General features: G+C 41.8%; 10 protein-coding genes, 4 tRNA genes and 1 pseudogene. 13 read left to right on the top strand and 2 right to left on the bottom strand.

The features are described from left to right. Nucleotides 1-7: 7 nt before the first annotated feature. From rfbA to BA1DRAFT_RS12735, 13 genes are all read left to right on the top strand, one after another. Nucleotides 8-889: a glucose-1-phosphate thymidylyltransferase RfbA gene (rfbA, locus tag BA1DRAFT_RS12675; protein ID WP_036779708.1), complete on the top strand. Its 882-nt coding sequence runs from the start codon at nucleotides 8-10 to the stop codon at nucleotides 887-889. Continuing rightward, nucleotides 867-1577 carry a dTDP-4-amino-4,6-dideoxy-D-galactose acyltransferase gene (rffC, locus tag BA1DRAFT_RS12680; RefSeq protein WP_036779681.1) on the top strand — a complete coding sequence of 237 codons (711 nt, stop codon included), beginning with the start codon at nucleotides 867-869 and terminating at the stop codon, nucleotides 1575-1577. The genes rfbA and rffC overlap by 23 nt, the downstream gene beginning before the upstream one ends. Nucleotide 1578: 1 nt before the next feature. Next, the gene (gene rffA, locus BA1DRAFT_RS12685; RefSeq protein WP_036779684.1) at nucleotides 1579-2709 is read left to right on the top strand and encodes a dTDP-4-amino-4,6-dideoxygalactose transaminase; all 1131 of its coding nucleotides are present in this window, start codon (nucleotides 1579-1581) and stop codon (nucleotides 2707-2709) included. A gap of 1 nt (nucleotide 2710) precedes the next feature. Further along, nucleotides 2711-3961 (top strand): lipid III flippase WzxE, encoded by a 1251-nt coding sequence (gene wzxE, locus BA1DRAFT_RS12690; protein WP_036779687.1) that lies wholly within the window; start codon nucleotides 2711-2713, stop codon nucleotides 3959-3961. After that, the gene (locus BA1DRAFT_RS12695) at nucleotides 3958-5043 is read left to right on the top strand and encodes a TDP-N-acetylfucosamine:lipid II N-acetylfucosaminyltransferase (RefSeq protein ID WP_036779689.1); all 1086 of its coding nucleotides are present in this window, start codon (nucleotides 3958-3960) and stop codon (nucleotides 5041-5043) included. The genes wzxE and BA1DRAFT_RS12695 overlap by 4 nt, the downstream gene beginning before the upstream one ends. Further along, a complete protein-coding gene (gene wzyE / locus BA1DRAFT_RS12700; protein WP_036779692.1) occupies nucleotides 5040-6419 on the top strand; it encodes an ECA oligosaccharide polymerase in 1380 nt (459 codons plus the stop codon). The genes BA1DRAFT_RS12695 and wzyE overlap by 4 nt, the downstream gene beginning before the upstream one ends. Then, nucleotides 6410-7147 (top strand): lipopolysaccharide N-acetylmannosaminouronosyltransferase, encoded by a 738-nt coding sequence (gene wecG / locus BA1DRAFT_RS12705; protein ID WP_036779695.1) that lies wholly within the window; start codon nucleotides 6410-6412, stop codon nucleotides 7145-7147. Before wzyE ends, wecG begins: the two co-directional genes overlap by 10 nt. Before the next feature lie 258 nt (nucleotides 7148-7405). After that, a complete protein-coding gene (thrP, locus tag BA1DRAFT_RS12710) occupies nucleotides 7406-8782 on the top strand; it encodes a bifunctional threonine/serine APC transporter ThrP (RefSeq protein WP_036779697.1) in 1377 nt (458 codons plus the stop codon). A 157-nt stretch (nucleotides 8783-8939) separates the two neighbouring features. After that, nucleotides 8940-9016 (top strand) — tRNA-Arg (locus BA1DRAFT_RS12715). Between the two features lie 75 nt (nucleotides 9017-9091). Then, nucleotides 9092-9167, top strand: a tRNA-His gene (locus BA1DRAFT_RS12720). A 15-nt stretch (nucleotides 9168-9182) separates the two neighbouring features. Then, nucleotides 9183-9269, top strand: a tRNA-Leu gene (locus tag BA1DRAFT_RS12725). A gap of 29 nt (nucleotides 9270-9298) precedes the next feature. Beyond that, nucleotides 9299-9375: transfer RNA gene (locus tag BA1DRAFT_RS12730), tRNA-Pro, on the top strand. A 770-nt stretch (nucleotides 9376-10145) separates the two neighbouring features. Further along, a complete protein-coding gene (locus BA1DRAFT_RS12735; RefSeq protein WP_036779700.1) occupies nucleotides 10146-10448 on the top strand; it encodes a TM2 domain-containing protein in 303 nt (100 codons plus the stop codon). A gap of 578 nt (nucleotides 10449-11026) precedes the next feature. Here BA1DRAFT_RS12735 and BA1DRAFT_RS21315 read toward each other — a convergent pair. Further along, entirely contained in the window at nucleotides 11027-12322 is a 1296-nt protein-coding gene (locus BA1DRAFT_RS21315; protein ID WP_051560776.1) for a hypothetical protein, read from the bottom strand. A gap of 53 nt (nucleotides 12323-12375) precedes the next feature. Then, a pseudogene (locus BA1DRAFT_RS22640) lies at nucleotides 12376-12670 on the bottom strand (transposase); the annotation flags it as partial.

The raw sequence follows: 12670 nt of genomic DNA on the forward strand, positions 1-12670 counted from the left end.
AGTAAATATGAAAGGGATCATTCTGGCAGGTGGATCAGGAACCCGATTGCATCCGATAACACAGGGTGTTTCCAAACAATTACTGCCAATTTATGATAAGCCAATGATTTACTATCCTTTGTCAGTACTCATGTTGGCAGGGATACGTGATATTCTGATTATCTCTACACCGGAAGATTTACCTTCTTTCCGCCGGCTGTTAGGTGATGGCGACAGGTTTGGTATTCACTTAAGCTATAAAGAACAGCCATCACCGGATGGTCTAGCTCAGGCATTTTTGATTGGTGAGGAGTTTATCAACGATGGGCCTTGCTGCTTGGTATTGGGAGACAATATTTACTTTGGACAAGGATTCAGCCCAAAACTGAGAAATGTTGTTTCTCGTGGAAAAGGGGCGACTGTTTTTGGTTATCAAGTGATGGATCCTGAGCGATTTGGGGTGGTGGAATTTGATGATGCGTTCCGTGTTCTTTCTATTGAGGAAAAACCAGAAAAGCCAAAATCCAACTGGGCGGTAACGGGTCTCTATTTCTACGATAATCAAGTAGTAGATTTTGCTAAGCAGGTTAAGCCTTCTGCCAGAGGTGAACTAGAGATTACCAGTATTAACCAGATGTATTTGGAACGTGGCGAACTAAATATTGAGTTGTTAGGGCGTGGTTTTGCCTGGTTGGATACTGGCACTCATGACAGCTTGATTGAGGCCAGTACTTTTGTGCAGACCGTTGAGAAGCGTCAAGGTTTTAAAATCGCCTGTCTTGAAGAGATCGCCTGGCGTAATGGTTGGCTGGATGATGCACAGCTAAGAGAAACAGTAAAATCCTTGTCAAAAACTGGCTATGGCCAATATCTGCTGGATCTGCTCCATGTCCGTGCGCGCCAATATTGAGCCACTAGAGTGGGATAGCCACTATTTTGGGTTGTCCACCGCTCGCCTTGATTTCACGCCTGATGCCGGTCTGCTAACCTCATCTCAGTTAGATCAGTATGCTTTAGTGCAAGCTAAAGTACCTGCGCAGCGATTGGATCTTATTGATGGATTATTCGCGTTGGGTTTTTCGTTAGTGGAAGGGGAAGTAGACCTTTCCTTAATAATTGGCATAGAAAATGCTAAGGACAATTCTGAGAGTAGGTTGCTTTCGGCTGAGCGGCGAGATATCCCGATGTTGAAAGAGATAGCTTCCAACGTATTTCCTTTGAGTCGTTTTCGAACCCCGTGGTATCAACCACAGGATAGTGGTCGTTTTTACGCGACTTGGGTTGAAAAAGCGGTATTGGGGACATTTGATCATCAATGTTTACTGGTAAACGGAGATAGTGGGCAACCCGCAGGATTTGTTACTTTACGAAATATTGGGGCTGGAGAGGCTCGTATGGGTTTGTTGGCCGTATTCCCAGAAAATATTGGTTGTGGTATTGGCTCAAAATTGATGTTGGCGGCGCAGCAGTGGTGTCAACGCCACCAAATACGGCAGTTAAGGATTGCGACACAAACCAGCAACATCGCTGCTTTGCGCCTTTATACACGCAGTGGTGCGTTTGTTGAAAGCACCGCGTATTGGTTATATAGGGGATGAAATGATTCCATTTAACAAACCACCAGTAGTTGGCACTGAATTAGATTACATGAAGCAAGCAATGGAGAGCGGTAAGCTTTGCGGGGATGGTGGTTTCACCAAACGTTGTGAAGAGTGGATGGAACAACATTTCAATTGTCCGAAAGTTCTATTAACACCATCCTGTACCGCTGCACTGGAAATGGCGGCTATTTTGCTAAATGTCCAACCCGGTGATGAAGTTATCATGCCGAGTTTCACTTTCGTTTCCAGTTCTAACGCGTTTGTACTGCGTGGTGCAACCATTGTATTCGTCGATATCCGCCCGGATACCATGAATATTGATGAGACCAAAATCGAGGCAGCAATTACAGCTAAAACCCGCGTGATTGTTCCGGTGCATTACGCTGGCGTGGCCTGTGAAATGGATACCATTATGGCGCTGGCAGAGAAATATAACCTGTTTGTCGTGGAAGATGCTGCACAGGGGGTAATGTCTACTTATAAAGGGCGTGCACTGGGAACTATTGGACATATTGGTTGTTACAGTTTCCACGAAACCAAAAACTACTCTTCTGGTGGTGAAGGTGGTGCAGCGCTTATCAATGATCAATCACTGATTTCCCGTGCGGAAATTGTTCGCGAAAAAGGGACTAATCGTAGTCAGTTTTTCCGTGGTCAAGTTGATAAATATACTTGGCGCGATATCGGTTCGAGTTATCTGATGTCGGAGCTTCAGGCTGCTTATTTGTGGGCGCAATTGGAAGAAGCTGAAAAAATCAATGAGCGTCGCCTTGCCTTGTGGAATACCTATTATCAAGCATTAAAACCGCTAGCTGATGCTGGTCTCCTGACATTGGCCGTCATACCTGAAGGGTTGGAACATAATGCTCATATGTTCTATATCAAGCTGAAAGATGTTGAAGAACGCTCAGCGTTCAATAGCTATATGAAGGACGCGGGTGTACTAACGGTATTCCATTATGTTTCTCTGCACACCAGCCCCGGCGGTGAAAAATTTGGCCGTTTTCACGGGGAGGATCGCTTTACTACTTGTGAAAGTGATCGTCTAGTGCGCTTGCCGATGTTTTACAACATAACAGACGCTGAACAGCAGATTGTCATCAAACATATTCGGGAATACTTCGCCTAATATGTCGTTGGCTAAAGCATCAATATGGACCGCGGGCTCCACACTGATAAAAATCGGTGTGGGGCTTTTGATCGTTAAATTACTGGCGGTTGCTTTTGGCCCCAGTGGGGTTGGACAGGCGGGTAATTTCCGTCAGCTTATCACTGTGCTTGGGGTATTGGCTGGCGCCGGTATTTTTAACGGTGTGACTAAATATGTTGCTGAGTATCAGCAGCAGCCGGAAAGATTGCGTGCGGTACTGGGAACCTCTTCTGCCATTATCCTTGGGTTTTCCACGCTGTTGGCAGTGATTTTTTTGCTGTTTAGCGGATCTATTAGTATTGGGTTATTTGGTCATCAAGATTATGAGCCAGTTGTGCAGGCACTCGCCTTTATTCAAATGGGGATTGCTTTTGCCAACTATTTTTTGGCGATTTTGAAAGGATACCGAGATGCACAGAGGAATGCGCTGGCGATTATTTTTGGTAGCGTGATTGGCGTGATGGCCTATTATCTCTGTTTTATCCTTGGTGGGTATGAAGGCGCTTTGGCGGGTTTGGCTTTAGTGCCAGCATTAATCATATTTCCTGCGGGATTGATGGTTTGGCGTCTCAAAGCGGTATCAATTTCAAGTTTTAAGCCCATGTGGGATAAAGTGCTGGCAGGTCAGCTTGGCAAGTTTACCCTTATGGCTCTGCTGACTTCTATTACCTTACCGGTTGCCTACGTGATGATGCGAAATCTGTTGGCAGCGCATTATAGTTGGCACGATGTGGGTATCTGGCAAGGTGTAAGCAGTATTTCCGATGCTTACCTGCAATTTATCACAGCATCTTTTACTGTTTATCTGTTGCCAACGCTTTCACGATTGCAGGGTAAGAGAGAAATATCAAATGAGATAATTAAGGCGCTGAAATTTGTTTTGCCTGCGGTGGCTGTTGTAAGTTTTACTGTATGGCTGCTGCGTGATTTTGCCATTTGGCTACTGTTTTCTGACAAATTTACTGCTATGCGTGATTTATTTGCCTGGCAGTTGGTGGGTGATGTTCTGAAAGTGGGCGCTTATGTTTTTGGCTATCTGGTGATTGCCAAGGCTGCGTTGCGTTTTTATGTGTTGACAGAAGTTAGTCAGTTTTTACTGCTTACTGGTTTTGCCCACTGGCTTATCCCTGTAAACGGAGCGTTAGGTGCAGCGCAAGCCTATATGGCAACTTACATTATTTATTTCACCCTTTGTTGTGGTGCATTTCTTATTTATCGTAGGCGAGCATGACAACCCTAATTCACGTTTTGGGATCTGATATCCCACATCACAATCGAACAATATTACGCTTTTTTAATGACGTCTTAGCACAAGAAATTGGTTTTTTAGCCAAACCGAAATTTATGGTGGTGACCAGGAATCGCGCTTTATTGGATGATTGTCCGGCATTGGATATGGCATTCTTCGACAGTAAAAAATCTCTGGCGCAGGCTGTTATTGCTCAAGCCTGTTCAGATAGAGATTGTCGGTTTTTTTTTCACGGCCAATTTAATGTGAGTTTGTGGTTGGCGCTGTTGTCAGGAAAAATCAAACGTAATCAGTTTTGGTGGCATGCCTGGGGAGCTGATCTGTATGAAGACTCCAGTCAGTTAAAATTCCGTCTATTCTATTTCTTGCGTCGCCTGGCACAGCGCCGGGTAGGGCATGTGTTTGCGGTTCGTGGAGATCTCTATTTTTATTCCCAGCATCATCCAAACGTACCGACATCATTGCTCTATTTTCCAACCAGAATGGAACCTGCTTTGACAATTGCAGAAAGAGTGCCTGTTGAAGATGGCAAGATGACAATTTTGTTGGGGAATTCCGGTGATCGATCGAACCGCCATATTACGGCATTGAAAACTATTCATCAGCAGTTTGGCGATAAGGTGCGAATCATTATCCCAATGGGTTATCCTGAAAACAATCAGGTTTATATTAATCAGGTTGAACAGGCTGCTTTATCGCTGTTCCGGCCAGAACATTTGAACATTATTAAGCAAAATATGGCGTTTGATGATTATCTGGCATTACTGCGCCGTTGTGATTTAGGGTATTTCATGTTTAATCGCCAGCAGGGAATTGGAACAATTTGTCTGTTGATACAATTTGGTGTGCCATTTGTACTCAGTCGTCAGAATCTTTTTTGGCAGGATTTGACAGAACAGCAAGTGCCGGTATTTTTCTCTGGAGATCCTTTAGATAGCCAACTGATTGCGGAAGCACAACGGCAGATGCTCTCCTTGGATAGAAATGAGATAGCTTTCTTTAGCCCGAACTTTATTGATGGCTGGCGGCAGGCGCTGGCAAAAGCGGCGGGAGAACAGCAATGACTTTAACGCAGTTTGGCGGATTATTTGCTGTTTACCTGATATCGCTGGTTTTCATCCTGACGTTGACCTATCAGGAATTCCGGCGTGTACGTTTTAATTTTAATATATTCTTCTCATTGCTTTATTTGCTGACATTCTATTTTGGCTTTCCACTGACGTGTTTGCTGGTTTTCCAATTTGATGTTGAAGTGGTGCCTGTAGATGCCTTACTACATGCTCTACTGGCTTCGACCTGTTTTTATGGTATTTATTACGTCAGTTATAAAACCCGGCTAAGAAAGCCGTCTATGCAGCCTAAAGCACCGGTATTTACCATGAACCGGGTAGAAACTAACTTTACATGGTTACTACTGGCATCAGTTGCGGTGGTGACAGTGGGGCTGTTCTTTATGCAAAACGGTTTTCTACTGTTTAAGTTACAGTCGTACAGTCAAATTTTTTCCAGTCAGGTTTCCGGTGTTGCCCTGAAGCGGTTCTTTTACTTCTTTATTCCTGCCATGTTGGTGGTCTATTTCTTGAAGCCGACACAGTTACGTTGGCTGTTTTTTCTGATGAGCACAGTGGCTTTTGGGATACTAACTTATGTCATTGTTGGCGGAACACGGGCTAATATTATTATTGCGTTCGCGTTGTTTCTGTTTATTGGTATTGTGCGTGGCTGGATAACCTTGTGGATGTTGGTAACGGCGGGAGCAATAGGGATTGTTGGCATGTTTTGGTTGGCGCTCAAACGTTATAGTTTGGATGTCAGTGGTGCAGAAGCGTTTTATACTTTCCTCTACCTGACAAGGGATACTTTCTCACCGTGGGAAAATTTTGCGTTACTGCTGAATAACTACGACAAAATTGAGTTTCAGGGGTTAGCGCCTATTATCCGTGATTTCTATGTCTTTATTCCAAGCTGGCTTTGGCCAGGACGCCCTGATGCTGTGTTGAATTCTGCGAATTATTTTACCTGGGAAGTACTGGATAACCACTCTGGTCTGGCAATTTCTCCAACTTTGATCGGTTCTCTGGTTGTGATGGGGGGCGTGCTGTTTATTCCGGTTGGTGCGATTGTTGTTGGATTGATAATTAAGTGGTTTGACTGGATTTATGAATTAGGAAAACAGGAGACTAATCGTTATAAGGCCGCTATCTTGCAGGCATTTTGCTTTGGCGCGATCTTCAACATGATTGTGTTAGCTCGCGAAGGAGTGGATTCATTTGTTTCCCGTGTGGTGTTTTTCTGTATTATTTTTGGCTTATGTCTGGTAATTGCTAAGTTGTTGTACTGGCTATTTGAGAGCGCGGGGCTGATTAAAAAGTATCTGACTAGTAACCTGGTTGTATCACAAAAACGTCCGCTGCAATGTGAGGAAAGAAAATGGAGCTAAACAATATTCCTAAATACAGTATTCGTGGTTTGAATATTTGGGGCTTCCGCGATATGGCGCACTTTCTTGACCATATTTTTCAACGCGGACAGGTAAAAACGGGTACTTTAGTTGCGATTAATGCGGAAAAAGTTCTGACGGCAGAGGAAGATCAAGCTTTAAGTACACTGCTGAGTGACGCAGAATATCTGTATGCTGATGGTATCAGTATTGTACGTGCTATTCGCCGTAAATACCCGGGTGCTGAAATTTCTCGTGTAGCGGGTGCTGATTTATGGGAAGCCATCATGGAGCGTGCCGGTAAAGAAAGCACACCTATTTTTCTGGTTGGAGGTAAACCAGAGATATTGGAACAGACGGAAAGTAAACTGCTAGCTCAGTGGAACGTCAATATTGTTGGCAGCCAGAACGGTTATTTCACGCCAGAAGAACGTAATGCTGTTTTTGAACGGATTCATGCCAGCGGTGCGGCGATTGTGACAGTTGCAATGGGATCGCCTAAACAGGAAGTTTTTATGCGTGACTGTCGAAAAATTCATTCGGATGCGTTGTATATGGGAGTTGGCGGTACTTATGACGTATTTACCGGCCATGTAAAACGTGCGCCAAAAGCATGGCAGAATTTGGGGCTTGAATGGCTTTATCGCTTGTTATCACAACCGAGCCGTATTCGTCGCCAGTTTAAGTTACTGAAATTTCTTGGATATTATTACAGTGGTCGTCTGTAAATCCGCTCCTTGCCTGTTGTGTGAATTTTCGACAGGTGATGCTTTCATCAGTCGATACAATGAATTTATTCCACAATATTTATCTAACAGTTTGATCCTGCCGGGTTTTCACTATTTGTAGTTAATTATTGGATAATTTTTTATTCCACTCAGTGGAAAAACATGTTTTGATCCCTGACCTTTTTATGGCTGATTAACATCAGTCTTGTGCGTTTTTATTATTACACATTACAACATATAACAATGGACAGGGAATTTATGGCAGATCAACAACATAGCTTGCAACGGGGCTTAGAAGCCCGTCATATAGAGCTGATCGCATTAGGCGGCACAATTGGTGTCGGTCTGTTTATGGGCTCGGCCAGTACACTGAAATGGGCTGGCCCTTCCGTTTTGCTGGCTTATATTATTGCCGGAATTTTTGTTTTTTTCATTATGCGATCGATGGGAGAAATGCTGTTTCTTGAACCTGTCACGGGTTCTTTCGCTTCTTTTGGTCATAAATATCTCAGCCCATATTGGGGATGCCTCACCGCTTGGGGCTATTGGTTTATGTGGGTGGCAGTAGGAATATCAGAAATAACGGCTATCGGGGTTTATGCCGAGTTCTGGTTCCCTGAACTGCCCCAGTGGGTATCGGCATTGATTGCGGTGGCATTAGTCGCCTTGGCTAACCTTGCGGCGGTACGTCTTTATGGTGAGCTGGAATTTTGGTTTGCGATGATTAAGGTGACCACAATTATCGTCATGATCCTGATTGGTTTGGGATTGATATTTTTCGGTATTGGTAATCAATGGCAGCCTATTGGGTTAGATAATCTGACTGCGCATGGCGGTTTCTTTGCGGGTGATTGGCAAGGGTTTTTGTTTGCGCTCTGTATTGTGGTTGCCTCTTATCAGGGGGTGGAGTTGGTTGGTATCACTGCGGGGGAAGCGAAGAACCCTCAGGTGACATTGAAGAAAGCGATTAACAATATTCTCTGGCGTATCCTGATTTTCTACGTGGGCGCGATCTTTATTGTCGTTACATTATTTCCGTGGACAGAAGTGGGTTCACAGGGCAGCCCGTTTGTAATGACATTTACCAAAGTCGGGATCACCTCAGCGGCAGCCGTGATTAACTTTGTTGTATTGACGGCTGCGCTTTCCGGCTGTAACAGCGGCATGTACAGTGGTGGAAGGATGCTCTATGCGCTGGCGCAAAACCGTCAGTTGCCTTCATCACTGACGAAATTGTCAAAGAATGGGGTACCGGTAATCTGTATTGCTATTACAATCCTGTGCCTGATAGTAGGCTCTAGTTTGAATTACTTGATCCCAAATCCGCAGGCGGTTTTTGTTTATGTGTACAGTGCCAGTGTGTTACCGGGAATGGTGCCGTGGTTTGTTATTCTGATGAGCCAATTGCGTTTTCGTCAGCACCATCAACAAGCACTGAAACAACATGGTTTTAAATCTATCCTGTTCCCCTATGTCAATTATCTGACATTGGCATTTTTATGTTGTGTGTTGATCGGTATGGCAATTAACCCGGATACCCGTTTCTCATTGCTGGTAGGTGGGGGATTTTTGTTGATGGTGTCGCTGATTTATTGGTTGGTGACGTTTTTTAACGGTAAAAAACTCAAGGTCTGATCGACTGATTTACTGTCACAGTGGTAGTGAGTAGGGAAATTAAGGGCTGGCTTTATCTATGAAATGAACAAGGTGTAATCAAACGCATCATTTCTTTAAAAAAGCGCTGGACAGTAGATCATTAAATCCGTACTATCCCCATCCGCAACGGCGTTAAGCGCCCGTAGCTCAGCTGGATAGAGCGCTGCCCTCCGGAGGCAGAGGTCTCAGGTTCGAATCCTGTCGGGCGCGCCATTATTTGCGTGCAAGAGCTGCGGTGATGCATTACGCTGTTGGTAGTTAAGTGTTTAGAAGTAAATAGCTGTTATGGTGGCTATAGCTCAGTTGGTAGAGCCCTGGATTGTGATTCCAGTTGTCGTGGGTTCGAGTCCCATTAGCCACCCCATCTTTTTTATGACACGCGAGGGTGGCGGAATTGGTAGACGCGCTAGCTTCAGGTGTTAGTGTCCTTACGGACGTGGGGGTTCAAGTCCCCCCTTTCGCACCATAAAAAAGAGAGTAAAGAATGAAAAATTTCGGCGAGTAGCGCAGCTTGGTAGCGCAACTGGTTTGGGACCAGTGGGTCGGAGGTTCGAATCCTCTCTCGCCGACCAAATTCTAAAAGAACCCTGCAATGCAGGGTTTTTTGCGTTTTATCCCTTTTTGTCCCCCTGACTTTTTGTTTCCTTTCCTGTCCATTTACCTTCAAGTTGCGCTCTGCTGATGCAAATTTAGTGGATTGTTTTTTTTAAAGTAACTATTTGTTTTATATGTAAATTTCTTATTTTTTGTATTTTGACGACAATTGATATATTAGCTGTCTCAAATAAGAGACTTATAACAAATTGAATTATAATGAAAATATTAAATACCTTATGTTTTGTCTCAAATAAGAGACAATGCATAAAATGAATTTTGTGATGATTCGATTTGTTGTTGTAATAAATAGGGAAATAGCTGATGAAGCGAGGCAGCTTTCGTTTGCATAAAAGTTGGCACACTAAATGCATTATTATAAACGTAGATGCTCATCCTATTTCTTATGATTGCATACGCTTCATAAACCCAGGGATGATGCAGAGCCGATTATCGGTGCCTATTGTCCATGTCACAGATGAGTAAGATATAACCATTTTTTCATCGCCGACCGGACTTAACGTTGAGTGAGGCACTATCCGTCTGTAGACCTGATTGTATTTGTACACCTATCTTTGTTTTTAAGGTAGGTGTTTTTTTTATTCCTAAGAGATATATCTGGTAGGTTTATATACTGTTTAGATATGACTATCTAATATAAACAGAACTGAAAATATGATGGTTAGTTTTTTTGCTATAAAATTAATTTAGTTATTTCGTTCCTAAACTTATCTTAAGGGGGATATTGATGTCAAAAATGATTGGATGCTTTGGTTGTGGTCGAATATTGCATGAGTCTGCACAATCATGTCCACATTGTGGCGCGATGATAAAGACTTATTCTTCTGGTAGTAAAAACCGAATTGTTGCTGCACTGTTGGCGTTTTTTCTTGGTTACATTGGCGCTCATAAATTTTATCTGGGCAAAATCGGTATGGGGATTTTATATCTGCTATTTTGCTGGACATTAATCCCTGCACTTATCGCATTTATTGAATTTATTATTTATCTTTGCACTTCCGATGAAGATTTTGCCAAGAAGTATGGTTAGAAAAATGCCCCGTGCGGGGCATTTCAGATTATTGACAAAGTGCTGGTTTTTTATCCGGCACTTTGTTTTAATTAAGTCCCGTTCACTAAATGGAGCTTGCTGCTATGTTAAGAACACTTCCTCCTCAGACTTTCCCACCAGAAACGCTCTCACTTGACGAGCGGTCGTTTTTGGTATTACTGATGTGGTGAAAATTGGCCTTGGCCACTGCCGCTAATAGGCCAGAAAAATTTATCTGAAATATCAATAGACGTGACATAAGTCTCAATTTTTCCCACTAAAAATTGATCCTCATTTGATGTAATATTACAGACAATTTCTTCAATAATGGATTGTGTTATGTTATTAATTGCTCTTTTTTTGTCGATATTTGTGATTTTTTTTATGCTATCTATGGTAGCTAATTATTTTATATTAGGAAGAAATTTAAAAAAAACCATATTAGTATCGTTATTAATGACTATTATTGCAATATTCAGCCATGTTTCTCCTATGATTATGTATCAATGGTTTTTTTAATTGTTTTATTGTATAAGGTCGCACATTAAATGTGCGACCTTCGATGGTGGATATTAATGCTATTGCTTTTCAATCAATGGTTTGACTTTGTTTTCATAAACATCTTTATCGACCTGAAAATTTACATTTTCTTTCCACTCCCCTGTGATATCAAACGGAGTTCCATTAGGATTCCACTCTTTACCAATTAAATCTTTCATATCGTACGGGTCTGTAAATTCGTCATAAAATTTATAATTTATTACGCCAGATATATTATATTTATCGCCAATATTTTCAGCCTTAGTATCTTTCAAAGTTCCGCTTACTGTTGCATCTCCAATAGCCCACAGAGGATCGACAACTTGTATTTTTGCTTCCTTAGCGAAATCATAATTATTTTCAAAATAAATTCGTTCGCCACTTTGAATTTGTGAAATAAAACGAGATTGAATGCTGCCCTCTGGTTTGCCAAATGCCCCTGGTTTATGCATTAATTCGCGAACTTTATCATGTACACCGATTCCAGAGAGTGTGAGTGCCTGGCCTGATTTTCCTGTAAAATGAGAAAACATGTCAAGTCCATTCATTTTATTATCTGTAGTTAATAATTGTTCAAGATATTCTATTTTTTCTAACTCTTTGTCCAATGCGTTATTTAACTTATCTTTCAGGTCTTGATAATATAAAAATAGATTACTAACTGATCCATAAAGTTTAGAATGAACCATCTTATCAAGAGGAACAGAATTACTGTTAAAAGATGTCCTTGGTTTGTTATTTAACAATTCATTTAATTCTTTTTCATTGCCAATTCTCATACGGATTGTATATTGAATGATACCCACATCTACCCGATGCGTTTTCTCGTAAGGGTATTTATTGACATCACTTAGCGTTCTTCCTTCCGGTGTGTTGTTAATAATACCAATCATTTTGTTAATTAACTCAATTAATTTTTTAGATCTGGTTTTTTGAAGTTCTGAAATATAACTTTGATATAAAACAAGTTCTTCATGCGTCATACCCATAAAATTTCTGCTAGCTGCTTGAAGATCTTCGTCAGCTAGTTTTTTTTGTTCATTAATAATGTGTTCTAGTTTATCTTTTTGTTCCTGATTTAAACCAGAAATACCATTAATAATGCTGGAAGAGCTTATCGAATCAACATTTACCTTAAAATCATCAAACTTGGTGAAGGGAATATTAAAGCTATTATCAATTCCATTAATTAAGTTTGCTCCCCAATTAGGTGGTATATCGATTAATGTACCTAGATTCTTTGGTATTTCGACTCCACTAGTGATGGTAATCACAATGTTTCCATGTTCATCATATAGACGATTGCCATTAACGTCATAGATAGGAAATCTCATAATATGTTCCTTATAGAATATGATTTAAAATAAGGGGTTGTCCTAGATAACGATCATATTTTCCCCTTAACTATTTGTTTTATAATATGTAATTGGTCTTTTACCCCCGGTGTGTTAAATCTCCACTCATATTCCTTGAGAAAGAGCTCAAAGTGTTCCTTTGGTATGCCATTAAATTTACGCATATGACGTTTGGCTTGGTTCCAAAAATTCTCTATCCCATTGATATGGTTTTGACCATTTTTAGCGTCTATTGAGAAGCCCGAAAACAGGGACTTTTCCGGCTGAACCTCTCCCGCGTTTTCCCTTACGTTTACCCCCGAAATAGCTTTCGTCTATCTCGACTTC

This window comes from Photorhabdus aegyptia (genome assembly GCF_000612035.1).
GTDB classification, from domain to species: domain Bacteria; phylum Pseudomonadota; class Gammaproteobacteria; order Enterobacterales; family Enterobacteriaceae; genus Photorhabdus; species Photorhabdus akhurstii.